A 26860-nucleotide genomic window follows, 5' to 3' on the forward strand; every position below is an offset into this window, starting at 1 on the left:
ACACCCTTCCGGATTGCGGGGCCGGGGGCAAGCCCGGCTTGCGCCCTCGCGATGGCAGCTTGCACGGTCTTGCGTGACCGAAGCCTGAACGCCTACTGGACAGACCTGGACATTGCCTTGACATCAAGTTGCCGGCCTTCGCAGAATCGCCCGGATCTCGACCGCTCAGGAGCGTCTGATGCAGACCGGTACCGTCAAGTGGTTCAACGATGCCAAAGGCTTTGGCTTCATCGCGCCGGATGACGGCGGCGAGGACGTCTTCGCGCACTTTTCAGCCATCCAGATGGACGGCTTCCGCACGCTGAAGCAGGGCTCGCGCGTGCAGTACGAGGTGGTCCAAGGCCCCAAGGGTCGCCTGGCCCAGCAGATCGTGAGCCAGGGCCGGCCCCTTGCCGAGGAGCGCCGGGCCAGCGCCGCCCCGCTTGAGCAGGGCGCCGATCTGCGCGCGGCCTGAGCACGGGCCCACGACTCTCCCCGCCCTGGGGCAAACGCAGCAGCCAAGAAAAAGGCCCGCGTCGTGAGACGCGGGCCAACAAGTTCTGGTGGAGAGGAGGAGGATCGAACTCCCGACCTTCGCATTGCGAACGCGACGCTCTCCCAGCTGAGCTACCCCCCCAAAACAATCCTGTGGATTCTTGCGCGTGACCGGGCTTTTGGCCCTGACACGGGTGCCCCGGAAGCCGGGGAGCTTCCGGGGACTTGGTCTCGTGGTCGGGGTGGCGGGATTCGAACTCGCGACCCCTTGCACCCCATGCAAGTGCGCTACCAGGCTGCGCTACACCCCGACGAGCCCTCTACTATAACCGCAGTTTGATGCTGGCCGCCGTTCAGGCCATCAAGAGACTGCGAATCAGCAACAACTCACTGATCAGCACCTGCCGGTCAGCCGTGCTTGTGGCCTGAACCGCAGGCAGGGGGTGTGGGGTGTCGGACGCGGTCCCGCCCTGCGCTGCCTCGGGCAACTCGTCGGGCGTCGATCGCAGGTCGCCGAGGCGATTGCGGGCGCCGCTGATCGTGAAACCCTGTTCGTAGAGCAGTTCCCGGATGCGCCGGATCAACAGCACCTCATGGTGCTGGTAGTAGCGGCGGTTGCCACGCCGCTTCATGGGGCGAAGCTGGGTGAACTCCTGCTCCCAGTAGCGCAGCACATGCGGCTTGACGCCGCAAAGCTCGCTGACTTCGCCGATGGTGAAGTAGCGCTTGGCGGGGATCGGCGGAAGCGCTTTTTCCATAAAGATCAACGGCGAATCAGAAGAAGCTCATACTTTACTCGAACTGCTCGTCCGCCCCGGCCTCGCCCTGCACCAGGGCCTTCAGCTTGGGGCTGGCGTGAAAAGTGACCACATCCCGGGCCTTGATCGGGATGGTCTCGCCGGTGCGCGGATTGCGGCCGGGCCGCGGCGCCTTGCGGCGGATCTGGAAGTTGCCGAAGCCCGAGAGCTTCACATCCTGCCCGCTGACGAGGCGGCCGTGGATGAGCTCGAAGAAGGCTTCGACCATGTCCTTCGATTCGCGCTTGTTCAGGCCCAGGCGTTCGAAGAGCAGCTCGGCCAGCTCGGCTTTGGTCAGGGTCGGGGTCTCGAAGCTGGCCAGCAGGGCGGCACCCTCCTTGCTGTCCACGAGCCCATTGGCCCTTGCATGCAGCAGCTCGCCAGGGGCATCGGGCCCGGCTTCGGGGTCGCGGTCGTCGCTTGGGTCGTCGTGGACGATCATGGGCATGGTCGGATCCTCAGCCGCGCAGGCGAACGGCCAGTGTCGAAGCCAGATGGGACATCACGGATTGCAGGGTGGCGTCGATGCGTTCGTCGGTCAATGTGCTGTCCTCGTCCAGCAGGTCCAGGCGCACGGCCAGGCTGCGTTCACCGGGGCTCACCTCGCCCGTTGCCGCTGCGGGCCGGTAGACATCGAAGAGGCGCGCACGACGCAGTAGTCCGCCATGCGGGGCGTCCATCAGCGCTGCGATCAGCGCCTCGTGCGAGACCGCATCCCCAGCGATCAGCGCCAGGTCGCGCTGCACCGGCAGCAGCTTGGGCAGGGCCTGCAACTGCGGCAGCGGCAGGCGCTGCAGCGCTTCCACGTCAAGCTCGAAGAGCACGGGCGCGCCCGGCAGCTCATAGGCCTGGCGCCAGCGCGGGTGCAGCTCGCCGACCCAGCCGATGGCCTGGCCGTCGAGTTCGATGCGGGCGCTGCGGCCCGGATGCAGGGCCGGATGCTCGGCCGCCACGAATCGGGCCTGGCGCGGGCTCAGCAGGGCCTCGACATCGCCCTTGGCGTCGAAGAAGTCGACCGTGCGCTCGCGGCTGCCCCACTGCAGCGCGTCGACCGCGCCGAAGGCCAGGCCGGCCAGGCGCAGCGGCTGTTGCACGCCGGCCACGGTGCTGTCGCTGTCGGCGACCGTGGCATCGCGCAGGAAGACGCGGCCCAGCTCGAACACCCGCACCCGCGGCGCCTTGCGCGCCAGGTTGTGGCGGAGCACGGCGACCAGGCTGCCGATCAGGCTGGATCGCATCACCGCCAGCGGACTGGCGATGGGGTTGAGCACGCGGATCGGCTCGGCGTTACCGGCCAGTTCCTGCTCCCAGCGGGCTTCGACGAAGCTGTAGTTCACCGTCTCCTGGTAGCCCAGGCCGGCCAGGGCATGGCGCAAGGCATGGTTGCCGCGGCGGGTCTCGGAGCGCACGCGGGCGGTGACCGGGGCCCGGGGTGGTGTGTTCGGAAGTTGCGGGTAGCCGATCACGCGGATCAGCTCCTCGATCAGGTCCTCTTCGATCTGCAAGTCGAAGCGCCAGCTTGGCGGGGTGATGCGGATCACGTCCCCGCCCTGCCCCGCTTGCGCCGCCTCGACGACCGGCGCCAGGCCCAGGCGCTGGAAGATTTCCAGCGCGCGGGTCGTGCCGACCGGCATGCCGATCACCTTCTCGGCCCGGGCCAGGCGCAGGGCCAGCGGCGGCCGGGCGGGCAGCGCGCTGACGGTGTCGTCGACCGGGCCGACCGTGGTCTCCGGCGTGCCGCAGACTTCGAGGATCAGCGCCGTCAGCCGCTCCAGGTGCAGCGCGGTGCGCTCGGCATCGACACCGCGCTCGAAGCGGTGACCCGCGTCGGTCGAGAACTTGTAGCGCCGCGAGCGGCCGGCCACCGCCTGCGGCCACCAGAAGGCGCATTCGACATAGACGTTGCGCGTCGCATCGGACACCGCCGCCGCCTGGCCGCCCATGATGCCGGCCAGCGATTCCACGCCGGCCGCATCGGCGATCACGCCGACCGGCTGGCCGGCGCCATCCGGGCCGAGCTCGACGGTCTGGCCGTTCAGCAGGGTGAGCTGCTCGCCCGCCCGGCCCCAGCGCACGCTCAGGCCGCCCTGGAGCGTGTCGAGGTCGAAGACGTGGCTGGGCCGACCCAGCTCGAACATCAGGTAGTTCGACAGATCGACCAGCGCGCTCACCGGCCGCTGGCCGCAGCGGCGCAGGCGCTCGGCCATCCAGTCGGGCGTGCGGGCTTGCGGGTTCAGGCCGCGGATCACCCGGCCGCTGAAGCGGCCGCAAAGGTCGGGGGCCTCGATCGCGACCGGCACGCGCTCGTCGCGGCTGGCCGGCACTGGGGCGATCGTCGGCTCCAGCAGCGGCGCACCGGTCAGGGCCGACAGCTCACGCGCGATGCCGTAGACGCTGAGGCAGTGCGCCAGATTCGGCGTGAGCTTGAGCGTGAACAGGGTGTCGTCGAGATGCAGCAGCTCGCGCAGGTCGGTGCCGACCGGCGCCTCGGCTGGCAGCAGCATCAGGCCGGCGTGTTCCTCGGACAGCTTCAGCTCGCGGGCCGAGCACAGCATGCCCGCGCTCTCGATGCCGCGCAGCTTGCCCAGCTTGATGCGGAAGGGCTCGCCGCCCGGCTCGGCCGGCGGCAGCTCGGCCCCGACCCGCGCGCAAGGCACCTTCAGGCCGACGGCGACATTCGGCGCGCCGCAGACGATCTGCAGCAGGGCACCGCTGCCGTCATCGACCTCGCAGACGTTCAGGCGGTCGGCATTCGGATGGCGGCTGAGGGCCTTCACCTCGCCGACGACGACTTGCGTGAAGGGCGGCGCCACCGGGCGCAGCTCCTCCACTTCCAGGCCGGCCATGGTGAGGGTCTCGGCCAGTTCGACCGTGCTCAGCGGCGGGTTGCAGAAGGCGCGCAGCCAGGATTCGGGGAATTGCATGGCAGGGGATCAGCTCGTTTCGGCTCGGACGGCGGTGAGGGCGAGGGGCGATTGAAGAAGGCCCGCTCACTGGAACTGCGCGAGGAAGCGCAGGTCGCCGTCGAAGAAAAGGCGCAGGTCGTTCACGCCGTAGCGCAGCATGGCCAGGCGGTCGATGCCCGAGCCGAGGGCGAAGCCGAGGTAGCGCTCCGGGTCCAGGCCCATGTTGCGGATGACCTGCGGATGCACCTGGCCGGAGCCCGACACTTCCAGCCAGCGGCCCTTCAGCGGGCCCTGGCCGAACATGATGTCGATCTCGGCACTCGGCTCGGTGAAGGGGAAGAAGCTGGGGCGGAAGCGCAGTTCCAGATCCTTCGATTCAAAGAACTGCTGGATGAAGTCGAGGTAGACGGCCTTCAGGTCCTTGAAGCTGATGGCCTCGCCGATCCACAGGCCTTCGACCTGGTGAAACATCGGCGAGTGGGTCGCGTCGCTGTCGACGCGGTAGGTGCGGCCCGGCGCGATCACGCGGATCTCGGGCATGGTCTGGCCGGCGTCGATCAGGTGGCGGTGGGCCTTCACATGACGCACCGCATGCCGGATCTGCATCGGGCTGGTGTGGGTGCGCAGCACGTGGTCGCCTTCGACGTAGAAGGTGTCGTGCATCGACCGGGCCGGATGGTCGGCCGGCGTGTTCAGCGCGGTGAAGTTGAACCAGTCGGTCTCGATCTCGGGGCCGTCAGCCACCTCGAAACCCATCGAGCCGAAGATGGCCTCGATGCGCTCCATTGCCCGCATCACCGGATGCAGGCTGCCCGCGCCACGACGGCGGCCGGGCAGGCTCACGTCCAGGGCCTCGGCCTGCAACTGGCGGCAGAGTTCGGCCTCGGCCAGGGCCTGACGGCGGGCGTTCAGCGCGGCCTCGACCTGGGCCTTCACGGCATTGATCTCGGCCCCGCGGGCCTTGCGCGCCTCGGGGTCGAGCTTGCCCAGGCCCTTCATCAGCTCCGTCAGCACGCCGGTCTTGCCGAGGTAGCGGGCCTTGGCGTCCTCCAGCGCAGCCGGGGTCGCGGCAGCGGCGAAATCGCGGGCCGCGTGGTCGGCCAGATCGGCCAGCGGGATCACGGTGTCGGTCATGGGCGGAACAGGAAGACAAGGGACGCGGCAGCAGCTACCGCAGAGACGAAAAAGGCCTGCCGCGGGGCAGGCCTTGAAGCGGGGGATGGGGCCGGGCCAGGGTCTCAGCCCCGGCATGGCCTCAAGCCCTTCAGGCGAGTTGCGCCTTGGCCTTCTCGACGATGCTGCCGAAGGCGGCCGGATCGTTGACGGCCATGTCGGCCAGCATCTTGCGGTCCACTTCGATCGCAGCCTTCTTCAGGCCGGCCATGAAGCGGCTGTAGGTCAGGCCCAGCGCACGCGAGGCGGCGTTGATCCGGGCGATCCACAGCCGGCGGAACACCCGCTTGCGGTTGCGGCGGTCACGATAAGCGTACTGACCGGCCTTCATCACCGCCTGCTTGGCGATGCGATAGACGTTCTTCCGACGACCACGGTAGCCCTTGGCCAGGGCCAGGACCTTCTTGTGACGAGCGCGGGCGGTAACACCACGTTTGACGCGAGGCATGTCTTACTCCTTCAGTCGATGTGGTGATTACAGGCCAGCGAACGGCAGCATCTGCGCCATGTGACCCATGTTGGTCTCATGCACATTCACCGCGCCGCGGAGCTGACGCTTGTTCTTGGTCGTCTTCTTGGTCAGGATGTGACGCTTGAAGGCTTGGCCGCGCTTGACGCTGCCACCCGGCCGCACGCGGAAGCGCTTCTTCGCGCTGCTCTTGGTCTTCATCTTGGGCATGACTGCTCCTTCTGTTGTTCCAGCCGGCGCCGCGAACCGCTCGCGGACTTGGGGGCCGGCAGGCACCGCATCCCCGGCGAACCGGTGATGCCGGACCCGGCCGAAGCCGGATCCAGGGCCGCCGCGGTGACCAAACCGCCGCAGCCCAAACCACTTATTTTCGCTTCTTCGGCGCCAGCACCATGATCATCTGGCGGCCTTCGAGCTTGGGCATGTTCTCGACCAACGAGACGTCCGCCAGGTCATCGCGCACCCGTTCCAGCAGCCGCATGCCGATCTCCTGGTGGGTGATCTCGCGACCACGGTAACGCAGGGTGACCTTGCACTTGTCGCCGTCTTCGAGGAAGCGACGCATGTTGCGCAGCTTGATCGCGTAGTCACCGTCGTCGGTGCCGGGGCGGAACTTGATTTCCTTGATGTCGACGACGTGCTGCTTGGCCTTGGCTTCGGCGGCCTTCTTGGCTTCGGCGTACTTGAACTTGCCGTAGTCCATCAGGCGGCAGACCGGGGGATCCGCCGTCGGCGCAATCTCGACCAGATCCACATCCTGTTCGCCAGCGAGGCGCAGCGCCTCCATGATCGTCATGACGCCCAGGGGCTCGTTCTCGGGACCGTTGACCCGCACCTCCGGCGCCATGATCTCCCGGTTGAGGCGGTGCTTGCGCTCGTCGTTGCGGATGCGGCGCTCGAAGAAATTAGCGATGGTCTGGGTCCTTCCGAGCCCTGGGGCTCATTGATTGATCGGGGTGCGCCCCGACGCAAGGGCGTCACTTGACCGTGCCGAGGCAACAGTCGTCTGACGCCGCGGGCCTGTTCAGGCCTTGCGGGCGATGTCACCGGTGATCTTCTGGGAGAAGGCTTCCAGGGCCATCGCTCCGAGGTCTTGGTTGCCCCGGGCGCGCACCGCAACGGCTCCCGCTGCCATCTCCTTGTCACCAACGACGAGGATGTAGGGGAGCTTTTGCATCGAATACTCACGGATTTTATACGTGATCTTCTCGTTGCGCAGGTCAAGCGCAACCCTAAGGCCTTGTTTTTGCAGCGTTTTGGCGACTTCGCGGGCGTAATCGGCCTGGGCATCGGTGATGTTGAGCACCGCCACCTGCACCGGCGCCAGCCAGGCCGGCAGCGCGCCGGCATGCTGCTCGATCAGGATGCCGATGAAGCGCTCCAGGCTGCCGAGGATGGCCCGGTGCAGCATCACCGGCCGCTGGCGGCTGCCGTCCTCGGCCACGTACTCGGCGTCCAGGCGTTCGGGCAGCGCAAAGTCCACCTGGATCGTGCCGCACTGCCAGGGCCGGCCCAGCGCGTCCTTCAGCGTGTATTCGATCTTCGGGCCGTAGAAGGCGCCGTCGCCCGGGGCGATCTCATAGGCCACGCCGGATCGATCCAGGCTGGCGAACAGCGCCGCCTCGGCCTTGTCCCAGGCCGCGTCGGAGCCGATGCGCGCGGCCGGCCGGGTCGCGACCTTGTAGAGGATGTCGGTGAAGCCGAAGTCGGCATAGACACGCTTCAGCAGTTCGGTGAAGGCGCCGCATTCGTCGAGGATCTGGTCCTCGGTGCAGAAGATGTGGCCGTCGTCCTGGGTGAAGCCACGCACCCGCATGATGCCGTGCAGGCCGCCGGTGGGCTCGTTGCGGTGGCACTGGCCGAACTCGCCGAAGCGCAGCGGCAGGTCGCGGTAGCTCTTCAGGCCTTGCTTGTAGATCAGCACATGACCGGGGCAGTTCATCGGCTTGAGCGCATAGTCGCGCTTCTCCGACTCGGTCGTGAACATGTTGTCGCGGTACTTGTCCCAGTGGCCGGTCTTCTCCCACAGGCCCTTGTCGAGGATCTGCGGGCCCTTGACCTCCAAGTAGCCGTTGTCCTGGTAGACGCGCCGCATGGTCTGCTCGACCTGCTGCCACAGCGTCCAGCCCTTGGGGTGCCAGAAGACCAGGCCAGGGGCATGCTCGTCGAGGTGGAAGAAATCCAGCTCGCGACCGAGCTTGCGGTGGTCGCGCTTCTCGGCCTCCTCGATGCGCCGCAGGTAGGCCTGCAGATCGTCCTTGCTGGCCCAAGCCGTGCCGTAGACCCGTTGCAGCATCTCGTTGCGGTGGTCGCCGCGCCAGTAGGCACCGGCCACCTTCATCAGCTTGAAGTGCTTCAGCTTGCCGGTGCTGGGCACGTGCGGGCCGCGGCAGAGGTCCTCGAAACCGCCCTCGCGGTAGAGGCTCACGTCCTGACCCTCGGGGATGCTGGCGATGATCTCGGCCTTGTAGTGCTCGCCCTGGGCCTTGAAGTGCGCGACAGCCTCGTCGCGCGGCAGCACGCGGCGCTCGACCTTCTCGTCCTTCCTCGCCAGCTCGCCCATGCGCTGCTCGATGGCGACCAGGTCCTCGGGCGTGAAGGGCCGCTTGTAGGCGAAGTCGTAATAGAAGCCGTCCTCGATCACAGGGCCGATGGTGACCTGGGCCTCGGGGAACAGCTCCTTGACCGCATAGGCCAGCAAATGGGCCGTCGAGTGGCGGATCAGCTCCAGGCCGTCGGCATCCTTCTCGGTCACGATGGCCAGCTCGATGTCTTCGGCGATCGTGTACGAGGTGTCGACCAGGCGGGCCGCCTCGCCGCGGCCGATGCGGCCGGCCAGCGCGGCCTTGGCCAGGCCGGCGCCGATGGAGGCAGCAACCTCGGCAACGGTCACGGGCGCGGGGAAGTCACGGCGGGAGCCGTCAGGAAGCTGGATCGCGGGCATGGGAGGAATCCGTTCGGACAAGAAAAAAGCGCGGGAACGAGCCGCGCTTTTCAGGGGAGCAGGGACGGTCGCGCGGGTTCGGGCTCAGCGCCAGCGGCGCTGCATGGGGGTGGAAGCCGGAGTCCGCGGTGTCATAACCGTCGTGCCCTTCTCGCCCTTGCTGTGTTTCAGGTGGCACGCATTCTAAGTGCGGGGCCGCGGAGCCCCCGGCTTCAAGCCCCGGGCCTCCCCACGCAAGAGGGCCCGGAGCTTGCGCCCCGGGCCCTCCAGCGGTTCACGCGATTCGGGGCCGGCTTGCGCCGGCCGCCGGGATCAGTGGAACTGCTCTTCTTCGGTCGAGCCGGTCAGGGCCTTGACCGAGGACGAACCGCCCTGGATCACGGTGGTCACGTCGTCGAAGTAGCCGGCGCCGACTTCCTGCTGGTGCGACACGAAGGTGTAGCCCTGCTCGCGCGCCCGGAACTCGGGCTCTTGCACCATCTCGACGTAGTGCTTCATGCCCTCGCCCTTGGCATAGGCCTGGGCGAACTGGAAGGTGTTGTACCAGTTGATGTGGATGCCCGCGAGGGTGATGAACTGGTACTTGTAGCCCAGCGCGCTCAGCTCGTCCTGGAAGGCGGCAATCGTCTTGTCGTCCAGGTTCTTCTTCCAGTTGAAGGACGGCGAGCAGTTGTAGCTCAGCAGCTTGCCCGGGTGCTTGGCATGCACGGCCTGGGCGAACTCGCGGGCGAAGCCCAGGTCCGGCGTGCCGGTTTCGCACCACACCAGGTCGGCGTAGGCGGCATAAGCCACGCCGCGGCTGATGGCCTGCTCCAAACCGTTCTTGACGCGGTAGAAGCCTTCCTGGGTGCGCTCACCGGTCAGGAAGGGCTTGTCGTTGGCGTCGTGATCGGAGGTGATCAGGTTGGCGGCTTCCGCATCGGTCCGGGCCAGCACGATGGTCGGCACGCCCATCACGTCGGCGGCGAAGCGCGCGGCGATCAGCTTCTCGCAGGCTTCCTGGGTCGGCACCAGCACCTTGCCACCCATGTGGCCGCACTTCTTGACGGCGGCCAGTTGGTCTTCGAAGTGCACGCCGGCAGCGCCCGCGGCAATCATGTTCTTCATCAGCTCGAAGGCGTTCAGCACGCCGCCGAAGCCGGCTTCCGCATCGGCGACGATCGGCAGGAAGTAGTCGATGAAGTCCTTCGAGCCCGGCTCGATGCCGCGCGACCACTGGATCTCGTCCGCGCGCTTGAAGGTGTTGTTGATGCGGCGGACCATGGTCGGCACCGAGTCGTAGGCATAGAGCGACTGGTCCGGGTACATGGTCTCGGAGGTGTTGCCGTCGGCGGCGACTTGCCAGCCCGACAGGTAGACGGCCTCGACACCTGCCTTGGCCTGCTGCATGGCCTGGCCGGCGGTGATGGCGCCGAAGGCATTGACATAGCCCTTCTTGGACGCGCCATTGCACTGGGCCCACAGCTTCTCGGCGCCGCGCTTGGCCAGGGTGTGCTCGATCTGCACGCTGCCGCGCAGGCGGACGACGTCAGCCGCGGTGTAGCCGCGCTTCACGCCCTTCCAGCGGGGGTTTTCGGCCCAGTCCTTTTCGAGGGCGGCGATCTGTTGTTCGCGGGTCAGTTGCGTCATGGGAGAGACTCCAGGGATGGAACGGAAAGTGGCGATAGCGTAGCCGCGTCACCGGGCTTTGCGAAGACTTGTGTCTTATAGAAGACTCACTGGCAAGTCCTTTTTAATCAAGGACTTGACGCCGAGATTTCCGGATGCGAAATGTTGTTCTTCACAATGGGAAATTTTGCGGCGCTGCACCAGCTCAGATTTTTACATGGTGGAAGCGGTACCCGCGCCGATGAAATGAGGACCAGATCACGATGAGCTCCTTCGCCTTCCACAGCGACCAGCGCTTCCTGCGCGTGCCCGCGCCCCAGCCGGGCGATGGCCGGCCCTTCGGCCTGGCCGGCATTGCCTGGGACGGCAGCGTCACCAACCGACCCGGTGCGCGCTTCGGCCCGGCCGCGATCCGCGCGGCCAGCCTGATGCTCTGCGACGGCATCCATCCGCATTTCGACCTCAGCCCCGACACCGCCCTGGCCGACGCCGGCGACCTCGCCCTGCCCAACACCAGCCTCGAACGGATGCGGGCGGCCCTGGCCGCGCCGGTGGCGCAGTTGCTTGCCGAGCGGCACATGGTCTGGCTCGGCGGCGACCACAGCATCACCCTGCCCTTGCTGCGCGCGCTCAAGGCGCGGCACGGCCAGCCGCTGGCGGTGCTGCACTTCGATGCGCACTGCGACACCTGGACCGACCATTTCGGCGAACCCAGCGGCCACGGCACCTGGGTGCACGAAGCCATCCAGGAGGGCCTGGCCCGGCCGGAGGGCTTTGTGCAGATCGGCATCCGCTCGGGCGGCGAGCGCGCGGCCCGCGACTACGTGGCCGACCGCGGCGGCCAGCTCTTCACCGCCCGCGCCCTGCGCGGCCTGGCCAGCCCGGCGCAGCTTGCGCCCGTGCTCGACGCCATCCGCGCGCGCATGCAGGCCCTCGGCCATCCGCCGCTCTACCTGAGCCTGGACATCGACTGCCTGGACCCGGCCTATGCCCCCGGCACCGGCACGCCCGAGCCGGGCGGACTGAGCAGCAACCAGGTGCTGACGATCATCGAGGAGCTGGCCGACCTGAACTTCGTTGGCATGGATTGCGTGGAAGTGGCCCCGCCCTACGACCATGCCGAGCTCACGGCCAATGCCGCGGCCTGCTTCGTCTGGACCTACCTCTGCGGCCGCCTCCAGGCGCGCAAGCGCCAGGCCGAGGGCGGCGGCAAGTAAGACAGCAGCAGCGCCAGCAGCGCAGCGCCGCCCAGCAGCGGCGCCAGCGCATGGCGCGTTTCGGCCGGATGCGCCATGGCCGGGTCCAGCAGCAGCTCGCGCAGCGCGGCCGGATCGCCCAGGCGCTGGTAGCCCAGCTTCAGGCCGCCGGCCAGGTCGCGCAGGTACTCGCCGCGCAGGGCCGACAGGTGTTCCTTGCCCGGCACCACGCCCGGGATGGGCTGCACGGGCTTGTCGGCCTCGGTGTCGACCAGGGACTCGCCGGTGCCGCCCCGGCCCAGGCTGCGCGGGTCGACCTGCATGACCTCGTTGGCTCCCCAGAAGCCCAGCGGCCGGCCGGCCGGGTCCGAACGCGGGATGGGCGCAAGCGTGTCGCCACCCACGCCCAGCACCATGCCCCGCACCTCGCCCGGCGTGCCCGGGAAATTGGGCCGGTAGCGCGGATTGACCGGCGGGGATTCATGGCCGTCGCTGATGAAGAGCAGGGCCGGTTTCTCCGGCAGGCCGGCCGCGATCGCGACGCCGCCGAACAGGCCCTTGGCCACCTCGCTGTTGCCCGTCCAGGCCATGCGGCCGTCGATGCGCGCCAGGGTGTCCTTCAGCTCGCGGTAGTTGCCGCAGACCTCGACCGGCGCCAGCAGCAGGAAGCTGCGCGATTCGGTGAACAGGCCCAGGCCGAGCCGGGAGCCGCAGGGCAGCTCGCCGATCAGGCCGTCGAGCTGGCGCTTGGCCGCCTGCAGCCGGCTGATGAGCTGGGTGGAGCCGTCGGCCGCGGTGACCGGCATGTCGCGCACGTCCATGCTCTGGGTCACGTCGAGCACGATGACCCAGTCATGCCGCTGCCCCGGCCCGGGCAGTTGCGGATCCAGCAGGGCCAGCAACAGCAGGCCCAGGGCCAGCGGACGCAGCAGGGCGTGACGGGGCCGCAGCAGGCCCGGCAGCCGGGCGCGCCAGCCGGGTCGCGGCAGCGCGGGGGCCTCGCGCAGGGCCTCGCTCATGGCAGGCCTTGCGACACGCCGCGCATGGTGGTGGCCGCCCGCTCGGCGTTCTCGGGCGGGCCGGCAGCCTCGCTGTCGTCCTGCTCCGGGTCGGGCAGCAGGCGCTGGGCGCGCTCGAAGTTGTAGCGCGCCGGCCAGTGCGCCGGGTCGAGGCGCAGCACTTGGCGGTAGCCCTCCTTGGCCAGCTCGATCACGGGCACGGCCAGGCCGGGCGACGGTGATTCGCGCAGCTTGAAGGCCTGCTGCATAAGCACATTGCCGCTGTTGTAGCGGGCTGGCAGGCCCAGGCGCGGGTCCTCGATCAGGCTGCGGTAGCGGGCCAGGGCGGCCTCGTGCTCGCCGGCCGCAGCCAGGACCTGGGCTTCGGCAAAGCGCCATTCGCGCGGCACATCCTCATCCAGCCAGGCCGGCCGGGCGACCGGGGCGGACGCGGCCGAGGCAGGCTCGGAAACCGGCTCTGCCGCGGGCACCGCGGCCGGTCCCACCTGCGCCAGGGCATGGCGAAGTGCGGCCTGCACCGCTTCCGGCTCGGTCTGGAGCGCGGCGATGCGGGCATCCCAGTGGGCCGCCTCGCGCAAGATCAGGACTTCCCGGCCCGCCAGCAGGGCAAGCACCGCCGCGGCGGCCCAGGCCAGGCGCAGCCGCCTCCGGGCGCGGGCCAGGGCCGAGGCGGCGAGCTGCTGCTGGCGGGCACGCCGGTCGGCGCGGATGGGGGTGGGGGCCGGTATCGCCGGCCCGGCCAGGGGCTTCATCGCCATGCCGGCAACTCCTTCCAGCGGGCCAGGCACAGCAGGGCCACCGCCCCGGCCGCGAGGGCATAGGCCAGCGGCGCATAGGAAGCGCGGGGCACCGTGTCGGTGTAGGTGATGGGCAGGTTCTCCAGGCGGCTCACGTCGGCCACAGCACGTTCCAGGGCATCGGGGTTCTCGGCCTCGTAGGCGCGGTAGGGCACGCCCAGGTTCTTGAAGTAGCTGTGCAGGAAGTACTCGGGCACGGCCTCGGCGTTCTCCGGGCTCAGGCCCTCGGCCTCGCTCAAGCCCGGGCTGCGCGAGGAGCGGATGTAGATCCAGTACAGCGACACCCGGTAGCGCTGCATCAGCGTGGTCAGGCGCTCGCGCGCCACCGCATCCAGGTGGTCGCCGCCGTCCGAGACCAGCATCAGGATGCGCGAGCCGGTGTAGGGCCGCTGCTCGAAGAAGGCCAGGCCTTCCTGCAGGGCCTGGCCGATGTCGGTCTCCGAGATGCCCCGACCCACCTGGCCGGCGGCGATGGCGGCCTTCACCGCCTCGGGCTTCTCGGTGAAGTCCAGAACCCGCATCGGCAGCGTGCTGAAGACGACCATGCCGAAGCGGTCGTTGGGCCGCTGGTTGACGAACTGGGTCAGCACGCGGCGCGCCGCCTCGCCCTTGTTGCGGTCGGCCACCGCCTTCTCGCCCGAGAGGCTGAAGTAGGGGCTGTAGTTGCCGCCGACGCCCAGGCCGTCGCGGGCCTTGCCGAAGGCCTGGTCCATGCTGCGGCTGCGGTCGAGCAGCAGCACGATCTCGGCGCCCTGCCCTTGCCGCTCGACCTGGCGCTCGGGCCGGTAGGGGCCGGCCAGGGCCAGCAGCAGCGCAGCCAGCGCGGTGAAGCCGGCGGCGCGCAAGCCGCGGTCCAGCCAGCGCGACGCGGCGTCCTCGGGCAGCAGGGCCAGGCTGGAATAGCCCAGCCGCGCCGCAAACGGCCGCCACAGCGGCAGCAGGGCCAGCGGAAGCAGCAGCAGCCACAGCGGATGTTCGAGGTTCATGCGCCCTCCCCGGCTCCGGCCAGGCTCTCGGGCGCCAGCTTCTCGACGGCTGCCAGGCCCTCGGCCAGGCGGCGCAGGCGGGCCAGGTCCCAGCCCTCGGCCGGCCCCGCCTGCGGCAGGAAGAACAGGGTCTCCGAGGCGGCATGGAAGGCGTGCAGCTCGTCCGCCAGCGGCGCCAGGCCGGGCCGGGTGCGCAAGTAGTCGGGCAGGTCGCGGGCTAGCAGGTTGCGGCCGGCCTGCTCGCGCAGCGCGGCATGCAGCCGGGCGAAGACGGCCCGCGCATCCACCGCCAGGGCCTGGGCGGGCAGCGCGGCCAGTTCGCGGCGCAGGCGGGCAAAAGGCTGGCGGCGGCGCAGCAGGTAAGGCCGCAGCAGCAGCACCCAGGCCAGGCCACCCAGCAGGCCGGCCAGCCCGGTCAGCCACAGGCCCAGGCGCAGCCGGGCCGCCCGGGTGTCGAGAGCGGGGGCCAGGGCATCGGGCTGCAGATCGTCCAGGCCGCGGCGCCGAGACGCTTCGGCCGGACCCAGCGCCGCCACTTGCAGCGGCCAGGCGTCGATGCGCAGGGTCTGGACCCGGCCGCCGGCCACCGGCTCGAAGTCCAGCAGCACCGGCGGCAGCTCCAGCACGCGCGGCTGCAGGGGCGCGGCGAAGAGCTGGTAGCGCAGCACCAGGGTCTGGCGCGCCGCGGTGTGGGGGCCCTGGTGCTCCACCGCCCGCAGCTCGATGGCCTGGCCGCGCCGGCCGGGCACGGGCAGGCTGTCGCCGCGCAGGCGCAGGCCCGCGGGCAGTTGCAGGTGGATGCGGCGCGTCACCACGTCGCCGACCAGGTGGCCGTAGGCGCGGGGCTCGTCCACTTGATGCGTCAGGCCCACCGGCGGAGGCGGCGGGGGGGGCGGCGCGGGCTGGGGCGGCGCCGTGACGGGCAAGCCCTCGGCCTGCGACGCAGCCGCCGAGGCGGCGGGTGCAGAGACGTCCGCCGGGCCTGTCGCCACCGCCTCGGCCACTGGGCCGCTTGCAGCGGCCGAGGCCGCCAAGTCGGCCTGCGCCAGCGCCGTCCCGGCGCCGGCGGCCAGCAGGCCGAGCAGCAGGCAGGCGGCAGCGCCCTGGCCAAGCGCCAGCCCGGCCGCAGGCCGTCCGCGGGCCCGCAGGTGCGGATCAGCCGGCAGCGCCATAGAAATACGCGGTGACCGCATCGGGATCGTGGCCATCGGCCAAGTAAAGGGGCCGCAAACGGTGGCGGCGGAACAGGCCGCCCAGCAGGGCGCGGCGCTCGTCTTCCAGCCGGCTCCAGCGTTCGCGCAGGGCGGGTCGCAGCCAGACCAGGCGCTGCTCGCCGGTCTCAGGGTCCCACAACGGCGCCAGGCCGTGGCCGGGCGGCAGATTGAATTCGGTGGGGTCCCAGACGATCACCGGCACCACGGCATGGCCGGCCAGGCTGGCGAGCAGGGCTTCGATCTGCGCTTCGGGCAGGTGGAAATCGGACAGCAGGAAGACCAGGCTGCGTTCGCGCCGCAGATGCTGGTGGGCGCGCAGCAGGCCGGCGGCGCCGGCGTCGTCGCGGCGGTCGGCCAGTTGCAGGCCGCGCAGGCGATCGCCCAGGCCCAGGCCGGCGCCGCGGGCGCGGGTCAGGGGCAGCAGCAGCTCGCGGCGTACGGCATGGTCGCAGCCGATGAAGCCGAAGGCATCGCCGCAGCGGTAGGCGGCATAGGCCAGGCCCTCGGCGAAATCGGCCAGGGTGTCGAGCTTGCGGTGCCGGCCGACGAAACCCATCGAGGCCGACAGGTCGGCGATCAGCATCACCTTGGTGGCCATGCGCTGGGCATAGACCCGCACCAGCCAGTTCTCGAAGGGATCGCGCAGGCTGGCGTGGATGTCGATGCGGCGTGCATCCGGCGCATCGGCCAGGGGCAGGTGGCGGCGGAACTCGAAGCCGCTCTCGCCGCGCGGGCTGCGGTGGGCGCCGGGAAAGTGGCCGGCGGCCGGCCCGGGCAGGCGGTAGTGAAACTCGCGCCGGGCCGTCATCGGGGTCCGGGGGCAGTGGGTGCGTGCCGCGGGCCTCGGGCCCGCCTCATGGCGCGGGCACCTGGGCCAGCAGGCCCTGCATCAGGGCCGGGGCCAGCTCGGCGCGGCGCAGCTCGTGCACGGGCTGGAAGCACAGGCGGTGCGCCATCACCTCGGGGAAGACGGCCTGGATGTCCTGCGGCAGCACATGGCTGCGGCCCTCGATCCAGGCGGCCACGCGGGCGGCCTGCAGCAGCATGCCGATGCCGCGCGGGCTGGCGCCGGCCAGCACAAGATCGGCCGTGTCCACGTCCAGCGCGTCCAGGCGGATGCCGTGATCCTGCGGCCGGGCCGTGGCTTGCCAAAGCCGCAGCACATAGCGCTGCAAGGTCTCGCTGGCCGCCACGCCGCGCTGGATGGCGGCCGCCAGCTCGATCAGGCCGTCCATGTCGACGACGCCGGAGGGCAGCGCGCCAATGAGCGCATCGGTGTCGTGGAAGCGCGGGTCGAAGGCCAGGGCAAGCCGGGCCTCCTCGTCGGCCGGCGCGTCGATGGCGATCTCCATCATGAAGCGGTCGCGGGCGGCCGAGGCGATCTCGAAGGTCTCCTCGCGCTCGACCCGGTTGCGGTCGGCAAACACCTGAAGGCGCGGGAAGCGCCACTCGCGGTTGAAGGCCTGCACGCTGCGCTCGGCCATGGCGCGCAGCAGCAGGGCATGCACCTGGGGCCGGGCGCGGTTGATCTCGTTGAAGAAGAAGATCGCGAGCCGGTCGGCCTCGCGCAGCAGCGGTCCGGCTTCCACGGCCGGGCGGCCCTCGGCGCTGATGTAGGTGTGATACAGCAGGTCGTTGGGCATCAGGTCCACCGTGCCCTCGATGCGGCCGAAGCCGCCGCCCATGGCCTGGGCGAAGGCCCGCAGCAGCGTCGTCTTGCCCACGCCCACATCGCCCTGCAGCAGCACATGGCCACGCGCGAAGACGGCTGTGGTGATGCGCCGGATCGCCCGGGCCTGGCCCACCACCGCACCCGCCACCGCCGTCTCCAGGGCCAGCGCCTGGGCGCGGCCATCACTCATCAAGCGCTCATCGCGATCCATCGGGGCAGGCATGCAGGTAAGTCCTCGGGCTCGGTCGCCGGGAGGAATGCCCGGCGCGGCGCGCGAGCATCGCTGCATGAGGCCTGCGGGGCAATCGGCAGCGGCCCGTAGTCGAGCAATCGTTAAGGATTCCCGGGTCGGGTCGAGCGCGCTGGCTCACTTGGTGACCGAGGGCGCGCGGGATCGAGCGACAGCCGGCTCAGGGCGCGGACAGGATCAAGCTGCGCAAGGTGGGGGCCAGGAACACCGCCCCGGCCTGGGTCAGGTGGCCGCCGTCGATGGTCACGATCAGGCCCTCGTCGGTGAACACCCGGCAGCGGCGGTGGTCGCCCTGGCAGAAGGGGTCCAGCAGTTCGGTCAGGTGCGGTGCAGGCACCGTGGCGCGGATACGCTCGCTCAGCCCGACGAAGTAGGGGTCGGCGGGCTGGAGGTGGCCCACGCGCTCCCCCTCGGGAATCTGAAGGGCCTGCTTCAGGTCGATGGTGCCGAAGTGCTTGGCGCCGAACACCCGCACCTTGAGGCCGTAGGTGGTCTCAAGGTTGCGGATGGTCTCGGGCAGCAGGTCGATCACCCAGTCGTACCAGCGCGCGACCAGCCAGATCTCGTCGGCCTCGCGCAGGATGGCGGCCATCTTCGGATGGTCGAGGCGGCCGATGACCTTGCAGCGTTCCTCGCGCAGCGCGGGGATGAACTCGCTCAGGTCGCGGGCGACGAAGACATTGCCGCATTCGGCATTGATGCGCTTGGTCGAGAACTGGAACTCACGCTCCAGACCGGCCTCGCGAAGGACGTTGTAGAAATCGCGCGCATGGCTGTCGCCGGCAATCACCACCTTGCGGCGCGGCGAGGCATCGAAAGCCCGGTATTGCGCCGCGTTGTAGGCCTCCTCGCTGTAAATCGCCGCATGCTCAAACTGGCGGATCACGGCCACATCCTGCGCGCTGTAGCGCAACTCGAATCCCCGGGTGCCGACAATCAGCGCGCCGATCAGCACAAAGGCCCCGCTACCCCAAGCCGTCGCCCTAAACAGCGTCCGCCGGGTGATGCCGCGGTTGAAACGGATCGGCGTCTCGACATAACGGTAGGTGAGAAAACTCAGCCCGAACACCAGCGGCAGGCTCAGCAGCAGGGCCATCACATCCTCATGGCCCATGTGACGCAAATAGGCAAAAACCGGCTGGTGCCACAGGTAAAGCGGGTAGGAGATCAAGCCGATGCCGACCAGCGGCCGCAGGGCCAAGGTCCGGCTGACGAGGTTGGATCGCTGGCCCGAAACAATCAGCATGGCCGCGCCACCCACCGGCACGGCGGCGGCAAGGCCGGGAAAGACGGTGGCATTGTCAAAAGCAAAGATCGCATAGAGCAGCAGCGCCAGCCCGCCCGCCGCGAGGGTGGCCCCTGCACCGCGGCCGAGGGCCGGGCCGCGATGCAGGTAAAACGCACAGGCCGAACCGACCAGCAGTTCCCAGATGCGGGTGAAGGGCAGGTAGAAGGCCGTTTCGAAATGCAGCCGGGTGACACACCAACTGGCGACCAGCGAAACGATGAAAATCACGCTCAGTGCGCCGAAAGTCAGCTTGCGGCTGCGCGCCAGCAAGAAGGCGAGCAGCGGCGGAAAGAAAATGTAGAACTGCTCTTCAACCGCAAGGCTCCAGGTGTGCACCAGCGGCTTGAGGTCGACGGCAGCACCGAAATAGCCGCGCTCGCTCCAGAACAGGAAATTGGAGGCAAACAGCGGCGTCGCGATCAGGCTCTTGCCATAGGCTGCCATCTCGTTGGGCAGCAGCAGGGCATAGGCAAAGGGCAGGGTCACCAGCATCACGAAGAACAAGGCCGGGATGATTCTCCGGATGCGCCGCTCGTAGAACTGCAAGATGGAGAAGCTGCCCGCCTCGATGTCCTTGATCAGGATCGAAGTGATCAGGAAGCCGGAAATCACGAAGAAGATATCGACGCCGACATAGCCGCCCTGGAACGCAGGGACGCCTGCATGGAAGAGGATGACGGGCAGGACGGCCAGGGAGCGCAGGCCGTCGATGTCGGGGCGGTAGTTCACTCGATTCCTTCTCAAAGCACTTGCGTCGTGGGGCAGGGCTGCTCTTCGGGCGCAGTCTTCCACGCCTGCCGTGAAACAGCCCGAGCGGTGGATGCAGATCGCCCCTCGCCTGGCTGTCTCCGCAGCGCAACAGCTCAGCGTCCGGATTGTGCTTCAGCGGCGGTGCAGGAGGGCGACTGTGGCGCCGATGCCGCCCCAGGCAGGCCAACGGCAGCCTGCCGCCTTCCCGGCTCTTGGCTTGTTCCGGCGCAGCGAGGGCCGCCGCCCCCCGCCTTCTCAGGCGTTTTGGGCAGCCGCTTCAGGTCGGTCTGGCGCGCCGAGCCGCTTTCGCCACGAATGTCTACGGGTCGCTGTCTCGGCGGGTGATACAATATTATTCAAAGACTTTCATAAAGAGAAGACAAGGATGTCCGATTTTGAGTAGTCCCGTCGCGAAACCTGCCCAAAACTATCTTGCCGAGCTAGATGGTTTGCGCGGCATTTCGGTCCTGCTGGTGGTTCTTGGCCATTTCGGCCTCGGCTACATCATTCCCAGCGGCCTCGGCGTGACTGTCTTCTTTTTCATTTCCGGCTTCATCATCACGCGGATGATGATCCAGGAATCCGCACAGCACGGGTCGATCGCCCTGCGTGCCTTCTATCTGCGCCGCTTCTTCCGTCTGGCACCTGCCCTGCTCGTCTTCGTGCTCGCCAGCAATCTTTTGATTGCTTCCTTCGGGCGCAGCCTGCCGCTGGGCGACAACCTTGCTTCGATTTTCTACCTCGCGAACTACCGTCACCTTTTCGGCGATTGGGGAGGGATGAGTGCAGAAAACGTCTACAACCCCCTGACCGTCCTTTGGTCGCTCGCGGTCGAGGAGCATTTCTACATCTTCTATCCCCTGCTTTTCGTTTTCCTGCATGCTCAGCGACTCAGGCTGCTGGCGGCCCTGGTGGTTCTGGTCGTGCTGGTGATGGTGTGGCGATCGTATCTGGCCATGGATTACCTGGGCCAGTCCGGATTCATTGACAACAGCCGAACCTACAAAGCCACCGACACGCGGATCGACTCCATCCTCTACGGTTGCCTCTTGTCCGTGCTGCTTGCATCCCAGCAGGTTTCGGTTCGATTGCGCGAGATCCTCCGGCGCCTAAGTGGCTCCACCGCGCTCTGCATCGGGCTGGCGCTTTTGCTCGCTTCGCTGGTGATTCGCAATGTCCTGTTCCGCGAGGGCATCCGCTACAGCGTCCAGGGGCTTGCGCTGCTGCTGATCTTCGCCGCGATCTTCTGGGGCCAGAGTGGCTTGGCGCAGCGCATCAAGGTTTGGCTTTCCACGCGCTGGCTGGTGTTCATCGGCAGGATCAGCTATTCGCTCTATCTCTACCACTGGCTGGTTTTCGTGGCCCTTGTCGAATGGTTTCCCCGGCCGGAGATCGGTGTGCTGTTGCGCACGGCGTCCTCGCCACTCGACGTGGTGGCGAGCCTGGCCTCGCTCGCGGCCATCCAGTTGGCGATCGGCCTGCCGCTGTCGATTTTGCTGGCCTATGCCTCTTGGCGCTGGGTTGAGCAGCCGCTGCGCCGCGTGGGCCACGACTGGGCTCAGCGCCTCGCGAACCGGGACCGGCTCAAAGGTCGAGCGCCGTCGTCTTCTTGACCGTGCGCAGCACCAGCATGGAATTGCTGCGCAGCATGCCGGGCAGGCGCATCAGCACCTCGCTGTGAAATCGCTCCAGGTCGGCGGCGTCGCGGTAGGTGAAACGGATCAGGTAATCGTGGGTGCCGGCCACGTAGAAGCAATCCAGGATGGACGGAATGTCCTTCACCGCGCGCTCGAAGGCTTCGATGGCCGGCACGGTCAGCCGCTCCAGGTTGACGATGGTGTAGCTGGTGCCTGGCTGGCCGGCGACCCGGGGGTTCAGCAGGGCGACATAGCGGTCGATGACGCCGGCGTCTTCCAGGGCCTTGACGCGGCGCAGGCAGGCCGAGGGCGAGAGGTGCACCTTCTGCGCCAGGGCCAGGTTGGACTGCCGGCCATCGGCCTGAAGCTCGCGCAGGATGGCACGGTCCAGGGCATCCAGTTGCAGCGGGGCGCTTGAGGTGTCGGATTGCGTGGGGCTTGGGCTTTTTGGCATGTTGTGCGCTTGCGGTGCTCTTCGCGCAATTTTGTGCGAATCCTGAGGCTTTCTGCCCGCGATTGCGCAAGCACATTGCGTGGCGGCCTGCCTAGACTGGTTCATCCCCGCCCTGCCCCCGCCCGCGATGAGCCACGCCGCCGAACTTGACGCCTACTGGATGCCCTTCACCGCGAACCGGCAGTTCAAGCAGGCGCCGCGGCTGATCGCCAAAGCCGCGGGCATGCATTTCTGGACGCCCGAGGGCCGCGAGATCCTCGACGGCATCGCCGGCCTGTGGTGCGTGAATGCCGGCCATGCCCGGCCGCGCATCGTGCAGGCCATCCAGGCCCAGGCGGCGGAACTGGACTTCGCGCCGCCCTTCAACATGGGCCACCCCCTGGCCTTCACCCTGGCCGACCGGCTGGCGCAGATCGCACCAGCCGGTCTAGACCGGGTGTTCTTCACCAATTCCGGCTCGGAATCGGTCGAGACCGCGCTGAAGATGGCCCTGGCCTACCACCGCCTGCGCGGCGAGGGCCAGCGCACCCGGCTGATCGGCCGCGAGCGCGGCTACCACGGCGTCAACTTCGGCGGCATTTCGGTCGGCGGCATGGTCGCCAACCGCAAGATGTTCGGCAACCTGCTGGCCGGGGTGGACCACATCCGCCACACCCACGACCCCGAGCGCAATGCCTACAGCCGCGGCCAGCCGGCCCACGGCGCCGAGCTGGCTGACGATCTGGAGCGCCTGATTGCGCTGCATGACGCCAGCACCATCGCGGCGGTCATCGTCGAGCCGGTGGCCGGCTCGACGGGCGTGCTGATCCCGCCGGTGGGCTACTTGCAGCGCCTGCGCGAGATCTGCACCCGCCACGGCATCCTGCTGATCTTCGACGAGGTGATTTCCGGCTTCGGCCGCACCGGCGCGCCCTTCGCCGCCCAGCGCTTCGGCGTCACGCCCGACCTGATGACGGTGGCCAAGGGCCTGAGCAATGGCTGCGTGCCCATGGGCGCGGTCTTCGCCAGCCGCGCCCTGCACGACACCTTCATGACCGGGCCCGACCACGCCATCGAGTTCTTCCACGGCTACACCTACTCCGGCCACCCCCTGGCCTGCGCTGCGGCCCTGGGCACGCTGGACACCTATGCCGAGGAAGGCCTGCTCACACGCGGCGCGGCGCTGGAGCCGATCTGGACCGAGGCCCTCCACAGCCTGCGCGGCCTGCCGCATGTGATCGACATCCGCACCATTGGCCTGGTGGCCGGCATCGAGCTGGCGCCCCGCCCCGGCGAGCCGACCCGCCGCGCCTACGACGCCTTCATGGACTGCTGGCATCAGGGCGTGCTGGTGCGGACGACGGGCGACACCATCGCGCTCTCGCCGCCGCTGATCATCGAGGAGCGGCACATCGCGCAGATCGTCGAGGCCATCGGCACGGCGCTGCGGCGCCTGGCCTGAAGCCAGCCCCTTCCCGCCGCGACGATGGCCTGGATCGACACCGACCGCGCGCTGGGCCGGCAGAGCTGGTATGCCGCCAGCGCGCCGGCCGCCCCGCCACGACCGGTTTTGGACTGCGAGCTGCGGGTGGATGTGGCCATCGTCGGCGGCGGCCTGGCCGGGCTGTCGGCCGCGCTCGACCTGGCGGCCCGCGGTCGCCGCGTCGCCGTGCTGGAGGCCGGGCAGTTGGGCGAAGGCGCCAGCGGCCGCAACGGCGGCCAGGCCATCCATGGCCTGGCTTGCGACATCGACACCGTCGAGGCCCAGCTCGGTGCCGAGGCGGCGCAGCGCATCTGGCGCATGTCGCTGGACGCGCTCGAGCTGCTGCAAGCCCGGATTGCCGAGTATGCGATCGACTGCGACTGGCAGGCCGGCTGGCTGGGCCTGGCCACCTCGCCGCGCAAGGCCCGCGCGCTGCGCGACAGCCTCGACGGCCTGGCCCGCCGCCACGGCAGCCGCTACCGCTGGCTGGGGCAGGATGAGCTGCCGGCCTGGATCGACAGCCCGCGCTATGCCGGCGGCTATGTGGACCCGGCCTCCGGCCACCTGCATCCGCTCAAGCTGGTGCGCGGCCTGGCGGAGGCGGCGGCGCGCGCTGGCGTGCTGCTCTTCGAGCACAGCGCCGTGCTGGGCCTGGACGACCGCCCCGGCGCGCCCTGCCGCCTGCGCACCGCCGCCGGCCACGTGCAGGCCGACCAGGTGCTGCTGGCCGGCAACAGCCGCCTGGCCGCGCTGGCCCCCGGCCTGGCCCCGGCACTGGCGGCGCGGATCATGCCGGTCGGCACCTACATCGTGACGACCGAGCCGCTGGGCGAGGCCCGCTGCCGGGCGCTGATCCCCAGCCGCGCCGCGGTCTGCGACACCAATTTCGTGCTGGACTACTTCCGCCCCACGGCCGACCACCGCCTGCTCTTCGGCGGCCGGGTCAGCTACAGCACCCTCACCCCGCCGGGCATGGCCGCCAGCCTGCAGCGGCGGCTGGCGGCCGTGTTCCCGCAACTCGCGGGCGTGCCGATCAGCCATGCCTGGGGTGGCTTCGTCGACATCTCCATGAACCGCGCGCCCGACTTCGGCCGGCTCGACAGCCGCGGCCGCCCGGGCGCTGCCGCCGGCCGTGTCTATTACCTGCAGGGCTTCTCGGGCCACGGCCTGGCGCTCACCGGCCTGGCCGGTCGCCTGGTGGCCGAGGCCATGACCGGCGACGCCGAGCGCTTCGACACCTTCGCCCGGCTGCGCCACCGGCCCTTCCCCGGCGGCGCAGCGCTGCGCATGCCGGCCCTGGTGCTGGGCATGGCCTGGTACCGGCTGAGGGACGCGCTGTGAGCCGGCCGGGAAGCCGCAGACCGCCGTCGCCGTGGCGCGGCGGACACGTTTCGCCCGGCTGCGGCCCGACCGGATGGCACGGGCTTTGCACGCATGCTGGAATCTGTCGGCATCCTTGAAGACACCTTGATGAACGCCGCCGCGCCCGCCTCCGTCCTGCTCGCCGCGTCCGAACGCGGCGGATCGCAGCGCCCCCTCGTGCTGGTGCCGGCCTGCAACCGCCAGCTTGGCGACCACCCCTTCCACATCTGCGGCCAGAAGTACATCGACGCGGTGCGCCTGGCCGGCGCGCTGCCGCTGGTGATGCCGGCGGCGCCTGTCGAGGAGCTGGGCGATCTGCTCGAACTCGCCGACGGCCTGCTGCTGACCGGCTCGCCCAGCAATGTGCACCCGCGCCATTTCGACGAGGGCGTGCTGAACCCCGAGTTGCCGCTCGACCCGCGCCGCGACGAGATGACGCTGCCGCTGATCCGCGCGGCGCGCGACCGCGGCCTGCCCTTCCTCGCCATCTGCCGCGGCTTCCAGGAAGTCAATGTGGCCTTGGGCGGTGCGCTGCACCAGGCCGTGCAGGACCTGCCCGGCCACCTGGACCACCGCGAGGACAAGAACGCGCCGGTCGAGCAGCAGTACGGCCCGGCCCATGCCCTGCGCATCGAGGCCGGCGGCCTGCTGGCCACCCTGCTCGGCGCGGGCGAGATCCAGGTCAACAGCCTGCACGGTCAGGGCGTGAAGCGCCTGGCGCCGGGCCTGCGCATCGAGGCCCGCGCGCCCGATGGCCTGATCGAAGCCTTCTCCGTGCCGCCGCCCGAGGGCGAGCCGGCCGAGGCCGGCCGCTTCCAGCTCGGCGTTCAGTGGCATCCTGAGTGGAAGGCCCGCGACAACCCGATTTCCATGACCCTGCTGCGTGCCTTCGGCGATGCCTGCCGCAGCTTCCGCGAGCGCACCCGCGCGACCGTGCCCGAACGCCCCCGCCCCTGAGCCCGTGCGCCTGCTCCACCCGTCCCGGCCCCGCCGCTTCCGGCCGCCGGGCCCGAGAACGAAAAAGGACGAATCATGGTGGCGAGAGACAAGCTCAGCTTCAGCGACCTGGAACACTGGCTCAACGAACGCCGGGTGACCGAAATCGAATGCCTGGTGCCCGACCTGACCGGCGTGGCCCGCGGCAAGATCCTGCCGCGCGAGAAGTTCACCGAGGACCGCGGCATGCGCCTGCCCGAGGCCGTGGTGGCCATGGGCGTGACCGGCGAATTCCCCGAGGCCGGCCCCTACTACGACGTGATCAGCCCGACCGACCGCGACATGCACCTGCGGCCGGACCCGAGTACGGTGCGCATCGTCCCCTGGGCCGCCGACCCCACCGCCCAGGTGCTGCACGACTGCTACGACCGCGACGGCGCCCTGGTGCCCTTCGCGCCGCGCTCGGTGCTGCGCCGGGTCTGCGAGCTGTTCGCGGCCGAGGGCTGGCAGCCCATCGTCGCGCCCGAGCTGGAGTTCTACCTGGTCGCCCGCAACAGCGATCCGGACGTGCCGCTCAAGCCGCCGGTCGGCCGCAGCGGGCGCAGCGAGACCGGCCGCCAGGCCTATTCGATCGACGCGGTCAACGAGTTCGACCCGCTCTTCGAGGACATCTACGCCTACTGCGAGAAGATGGAGCTGGGCGTCGACACCCTGATCCATGAGGTCGGCGCTGGCCAGATGGAGATCAACTTCTTCCATGCCGCGCCGCTGCAGCTTGCCGACGAAGTCTTCTTCTTCAAGCGCACCGTGCGCGAGGCCGCGCTGCGCCACAACATGTTCGCCACCTTCATGGCCAAGCCCATCGCGGGCGAGCCGGGCAGCGCGATGCACATCCACCAGAGCGTGGTCGACGCGGCCACCGGCCACAACATCTTCAGCCAAGCCGACGGCAGCGCCTCGGACGCCTTCCGCTGGTACATCGGCGGCTTGCAGAAGTACATCCCGGCCGCGATGGCGCTGTTCGCGCCCTATGTGAACAGCTACCGCCGGCTGGCGCGCAACACGGCCGCGCCGATCAACATCCAGTGGGGCACGGACAACCGCACCGTCGGCATCCGCTCGCCGCTGGCGCCGCCCCACGGCCGGCGGATCGAGAACCGGGTGATCGGCGCCGATGCCAACCCCTATGTCGCGCTGGCCGCCACCCTGGCCTGCGGCTGGCTGGGCATGAAGCAGAAGATCGAGCCCACTTCCGAGTGCAAGGGCGACGCCTACCTGGGCGACCACGCCCTGCCGCGCAGCCTGGGCGAGGCGCTGGAGCAGTTGCGTGCCGAGAAGGACCTGGCCCGCGTGCTCGGCGAAGCCTTCGTCACCGTCTACACCGAGGTCAAGGAGATCGAGTACGCCGAGTTCATGAAGGTGATCTCGCCCTGGGAGCGGGAACACCTTCTCCTGCACGTCTGATC

At 69.2% G+C, this 26860-nt stretch carries 23 protein-coding genes, 2 tRNA genes and 1 pseudogene; 7 read left to right on the plus strand and 19 right to left on the minus strand.

Annotation, left to right across the window (positions count from 1 at the left end; genetic code table 11):
* Positions 1-178: 178 nt before the first annotated feature.
* Positions 179-370 (plus strand): annotated as a pseudogene (locus JI742_RS08415) (cold-shock protein); the annotation flags it as partial.
* 170 nt (positions 371-540) lie between these two features.
* On the opposite strand, the gene JI742_RS08420 reads toward JI742_RS08415, so the two are convergent.
* From JI742_RS08420 to aceA, 11 genes are all read right to left on the minus strand, one after another.
* Positions 541-616, minus strand: a tRNA-Ala gene (locus JI742_RS08420).
* Positions 617-708: 92 nt separating this feature from the next.
* Positions 709-785 (minus strand) — tRNA-Pro (locus JI742_RS08425).
* Between the two features lie 42 nt (positions 786-827).
* The gene (locus JI742_RS08430) at positions 828-1232 is read right to left on the minus strand and encodes a MerR family transcriptional regulator (protein WP_201826515.1); all 405 of its coding nucleotides are present in this window, start codon (positions 1230-1232) and stop codon (positions 828-830) included.
* A gap of 34 nt (positions 1233-1266) precedes the next feature.
* Positions 1267-1647 carry an integration host factor subunit alpha gene (locus tag JI742_RS08435; RefSeq protein ID WP_434057644.1) on the minus strand — a complete coding sequence of 127 codons (381 nt, stop codon included), beginning with the start codon at positions 1645-1647 and terminating at the stop codon, positions 1267-1269.
* A gap of 82 nt (positions 1648-1729) precedes the next feature.
* Entirely contained in the window at positions 1730-4195 is a 2466-nt protein-coding gene (gene pheT, locus JI742_RS08440) for a phenylalanine--tRNA ligase subunit beta (RefSeq protein ID WP_201825525.1), read from the minus strand.
* Between the two features lie 66 nt (positions 4196-4261).
* Positions 4262-5311, minus strand: a complete 1050-nt coding sequence (locus tag JI742_RS08445) for a phenylalanine--tRNA ligase subunit alpha (RefSeq protein ID WP_201825527.1) — start codon at positions 5309-5311, stop codon at positions 4262-4264.
* Positions 5312-5441: 130 nt separating this feature from the next.
* Positions 5442-5798, minus strand: coding sequence for a 50S ribosomal protein L20 (gene rplT / locus JI742_RS08450; protein ID WP_201825529.1), 357 nt, complete (start codon positions 5796-5798; stop codon positions 5442-5444).
* Between the two features lie 27 nt (positions 5799-5825).
* On the minus strand, positions 5826-6029 hold the full coding sequence (gene rpmI, locus JI742_RS08455; RefSeq protein WP_201825531.1) for a 50S ribosomal protein L35: 204 nt from the start codon (positions 6027-6029) through the stop codon (positions 5826-5828).
* A gap of 154 nt (positions 6030-6183) precedes the next feature.
* Positions 6184-6732 carry a translation initiation factor IF-3 gene (gene infC, locus JI742_RS08460; protein WP_201826517.1) on the minus strand — a complete coding sequence of 183 codons (549 nt, stop codon included), beginning with the start codon at positions 6730-6732 and terminating at the stop codon, positions 6184-6186.
* A 111-nt stretch (positions 6733-6843) separates the two neighbouring features.
* A complete protein-coding gene (gene thrS / locus JI742_RS08465; RefSeq protein WP_201825533.1) occupies positions 6844-8763 on the minus strand; it encodes a threonine--tRNA ligase in 1920 nt (639 codons plus the stop codon).
* A 312-nt stretch (positions 8764-9075) separates the two neighbouring features.
* Positions 9076-10392 (minus strand): isocitrate lyase, encoded by a 1317-nt coding sequence (gene aceA, locus JI742_RS08470; RefSeq protein WP_201825535.1) that lies wholly within the window; start codon positions 10390-10392, stop codon positions 9076-9078.
* 242 nt (positions 10393-10634) lie between these two features.
* On the opposite strand from aceA, the gene speB reads away from it, so the two are divergent.
* Complete coding sequence (gene speB / locus JI742_RS08475; RefSeq protein ID WP_201825537.1) at positions 10635-11588, plus strand: agmatinase; 954 nt, start codon at positions 10635-10637, stop codon at positions 11586-11588.
* Here the strand turns inward: speB and JI742_RS08480 are convergent.
* From JI742_RS08480 to JI742_RS08510, 7 genes are all read right to left on the minus strand, one after another.
* Positions 11531-12586, minus strand: a complete 1056-nt coding sequence (locus tag JI742_RS08480) for a VWA domain-containing protein (RefSeq protein WP_201825539.1) — start codon at positions 12584-12586, stop codon at positions 11531-11533. The two genes, speB and JI742_RS08480, sit on opposite strands and share 58 nt — an antisense overlap.
* Complete coding sequence (locus tag JI742_RS08485; protein WP_201825541.1) at positions 12583-13344, minus strand: tetratricopeptide repeat protein; 762 nt, start codon at positions 13342-13344, stop codon at positions 12583-12585. The genes JI742_RS08480 and JI742_RS08485 overlap by 4 nt, the downstream gene beginning before the upstream one ends.
* Positions 13335-14369 carry a vWA domain-containing protein gene (locus JI742_RS08490; protein WP_201825544.1) on the minus strand — a complete coding sequence of 345 codons (1035 nt, stop codon included), beginning with the start codon at positions 14367-14369 and terminating at the stop codon, positions 13335-13337. Before JI742_RS08490 ends, JI742_RS08485 begins: the two co-directional genes overlap by 10 nt.
* The gene (locus JI742_RS08495) at positions 14366-15541 is read right to left on the minus strand and encodes a hypothetical protein (RefSeq protein WP_201825546.1); all 1176 of its coding nucleotides are present in this window, start codon (positions 15539-15541) and stop codon (positions 14366-14368) included. Before JI742_RS08495 ends, JI742_RS08490 begins: the two co-directional genes overlap by 4 nt.
* On the minus strand, positions 15525-16391 hold the full coding sequence (locus JI742_RS08500) for a DUF58 domain-containing protein (RefSeq protein WP_201825548.1): 867 nt from the start codon (positions 16389-16391) through the stop codon (positions 15525-15527). The genes JI742_RS08495 and JI742_RS08500 overlap by 17 nt, the downstream gene beginning before the upstream one ends.
* Before the next feature lie 46 nt (positions 16392-16437).
* Positions 16438-17478 carry an AAA family ATPase gene (locus tag JI742_RS08505; RefSeq protein ID WP_434057638.1) on the minus strand — a complete coding sequence of 347 codons (1041 nt, stop codon included), beginning with the start codon at positions 17476-17478 and terminating at the stop codon, positions 16438-16440.
* Between the two features lie 187 nt (positions 17479-17665).
* Positions 17666-19522, minus strand: a complete 1857-nt coding sequence (locus JI742_RS08510; RefSeq protein ID WP_201825550.1) for an acyltransferase family protein — start codon at positions 19520-19522, stop codon at positions 17666-17668.
* Between the two features lie 416 nt (positions 19523-19938).
* On the opposite strand from JI742_RS08510, the gene JI742_RS08515 reads away from it, so the two are divergent.
* The gene (locus tag JI742_RS08515; RefSeq protein ID WP_201825552.1) at positions 19939-21156 is read left to right on the plus strand and encodes an acyltransferase family protein; all 1218 of its coding nucleotides are present in this window, start codon (positions 19939-19941) and stop codon (positions 21154-21156) included.
* On the opposite strand, the gene JI742_RS08520 is transcribed toward JI742_RS08515, so the two are convergent.
* Positions 21128-21634: an Lrp/AsnC family transcriptional regulator gene (locus JI742_RS08520; RefSeq protein ID WP_201825555.1), complete on the minus strand. Its 507-nt coding sequence runs from the start codon at positions 21632-21634 to the stop codon at positions 21128-21130. The two genes, JI742_RS08515 and JI742_RS08520, sit on opposite strands and share 29 nt — an antisense overlap.
* Before the next feature lie 127 nt (positions 21635-21761).
* Between JI742_RS08520 and aptA the strand changes: the two genes are divergently transcribed.
* The 4 genes from aptA to JI742_RS08540 all read left to right on the plus strand — a co-directional run bounded on the left by aptA (position 21762) and on the right by JI742_RS08540 (position 26858).
* On the plus strand, positions 21762-23075 hold the full coding sequence (gene aptA, locus JI742_RS08525) for an omega-aminotransferase AptA (RefSeq protein WP_201825558.1): 1314 nt from the start codon (positions 21762-21764) through the stop codon (positions 23073-23075).
* A 24-nt stretch (positions 23076-23099) separates the two neighbouring features.
* The gene (locus JI742_RS08530) at positions 23100-24437 is read left to right on the plus strand and encodes an NAD(P)/FAD-dependent oxidoreductase (RefSeq protein ID WP_201825561.1); all 1338 of its coding nucleotides are present in this window, start codon (positions 23100-23102) and stop codon (positions 24435-24437) included.
* Positions 24438-24566: 129 nt separating this feature from the next.
* Positions 24567-25415 (plus strand): gamma-glutamyl-gamma-aminobutyrate hydrolase family protein, encoded by an 849-nt coding sequence (locus JI742_RS08535; RefSeq protein WP_201826523.1) that lies wholly within the window; start codon positions 24567-24569, stop codon positions 25413-25415.
* 75 nt (positions 25416-25490) lie between these two features.
* Positions 25491-26858: a glutamine synthetase family protein gene (locus JI742_RS08540; protein WP_201825564.1), complete on the plus strand. Its 1368-nt coding sequence runs from the start codon at positions 25491-25493 to the stop codon at positions 26856-26858.
* Positions 26859-26860: the final 2 nt, after the last annotated feature.

Origin of the sequence: Piscinibacter lacus, assembly GCF_016735685.1 — a bacterium.
Lineage (GTDB): Bacteria > Pseudomonadota > Gammaproteobacteria > Burkholderiales > Burkholderiaceae_C > Aquariibacter > Aquariibacter lacus.

What these genes read in the sequence shown, in the direction of transcription:
- JI742_RS08430 (WP_201826515.1), bottom strand. Translation starts at nt 1,232, where the DNA reads ATGGAAAAAGCGCTTCCGCCGATCCCCGCCAAGCGCTACTTCACCATC.
- pheT (WP_201825525.1), bottom strand. Translation starts at nt 4,195, where the DNA reads ATGCAATTCCCCGAATCCTGGCTGCGCGCCTTCTGCAACCCGCCGCTG.
- JI742_RS08445 (WP_201825527.1), bottom strand. Translation starts at nt 5,311, where the DNA reads ATGACCGACACCGTGATCCCGCTGGCCGATCTGGCCGACCACGCGGCC.
- rplT (WP_201825529.1), bottom strand. Translation starts at nt 5,798, where the DNA reads ATGCCTCGCGTCAAACGTGGTGTTACCGCCCGCGCTCGTCACAAGAAG.
- rpmI (WP_201825531.1), bottom strand. Translation starts at nt 6,029, where the DNA reads ATGCCCAAGATGAAGACCAAGAGCAGCGCGAAGAAGCGCTTCCGCGTG.
- thrS (WP_201825533.1), bottom strand. Translation starts at nt 8,763, where the DNA reads ATGCCCGCGATCCAGCTTCCTGACGGCTCCCGCCGTGACTTCCCCGCG.
- aceA (WP_201825535.1), bottom strand. Translation starts at nt 10,392, where the DNA reads ATGACGCAACTGACCCGCGAACAACAGATCGCCGCCCTCGAAAAGGAC.
- speB (WP_201825537.1), top strand. Translation starts at nt 10,635, where the DNA reads ATGAGCTCCTTCGCCTTCCACAGCGACCAGCGCTTCCTGCGCGTGCCC.
- JI742_RS08480 (WP_201825539.1), bottom strand. Translation starts at nt 12,586, where the DNA reads ATGAGCGAGGCCCTGCGCGAGGCCCCCGCGCTGCCGCGACCCGGCTGG.
- JI742_RS08485 (WP_201825541.1), bottom strand. Translation starts at nt 13,344, where the DNA reads ATGGCGATGAAGCCCCTGGCCGGGCCGGCGATACCGGCCCCCACCCCC.
- JI742_RS08490 (WP_201825544.1), bottom strand. Translation starts at nt 14,369, where the DNA reads ATGAACCTCGAACATCCGCTGTGGCTGCTGCTGCTTCCGCTGGCCCTG.
- JI742_RS08495 (WP_201825546.1), bottom strand. Translation starts at nt 15,541, where the DNA reads ATGGCGCTGCCGGCTGATCCGCACCTGCGGGCCCGCGGACGGCCTGCG.
- JI742_RS08500 (WP_201825548.1), bottom strand. Translation starts at nt 16,391, where the DNA reads ATGACGGCCCGGCGCGAGTTTCACTACCGCCTGCCCGGGCCGGCCGCC.
- JI742_RS08505 (WP_434057638.1), bottom strand. Translation starts at nt 17,478, where the DNA reads ATGCCTGCCCCGATGGATCGCGATGAGCGCTTGATGAGTGATGGCCGC.
- JI742_RS08520 (WP_201825555.1), bottom strand. Translation starts at nt 21,634, where the DNA reads ATGCCAAAAAGCCCAAGCCCCACGCAATCCGACACCTCAAGCGCCCCG.
- aptA (WP_201825558.1), top strand. Translation starts at nt 21,762, where the DNA reads ATGAGCCACGCCGCCGAACTTGACGCCTACTGGATGCCCTTCACCGCG.
- JI742_RS08530 (WP_201825561.1), top strand. Translation starts at nt 23,100, where the DNA reads ATGGCCTGGATCGACACCGACCGCGCGCTGGGCCGGCAGAGCTGGTAT.
- JI742_RS08535 (WP_201826523.1), top strand. Translation starts at nt 24,567, where the DNA reads ATGAACGCCGCCGCGCCCGCCTCCGTCCTGCTCGCCGCGTCCGAACGC.
- JI742_RS08540 (WP_201825564.1), top strand. Translation starts at nt 25,491, where the DNA reads ATGGTGGCGAGAGACAAGCTCAGCTTCAGCGACCTGGAACACTGGCTC.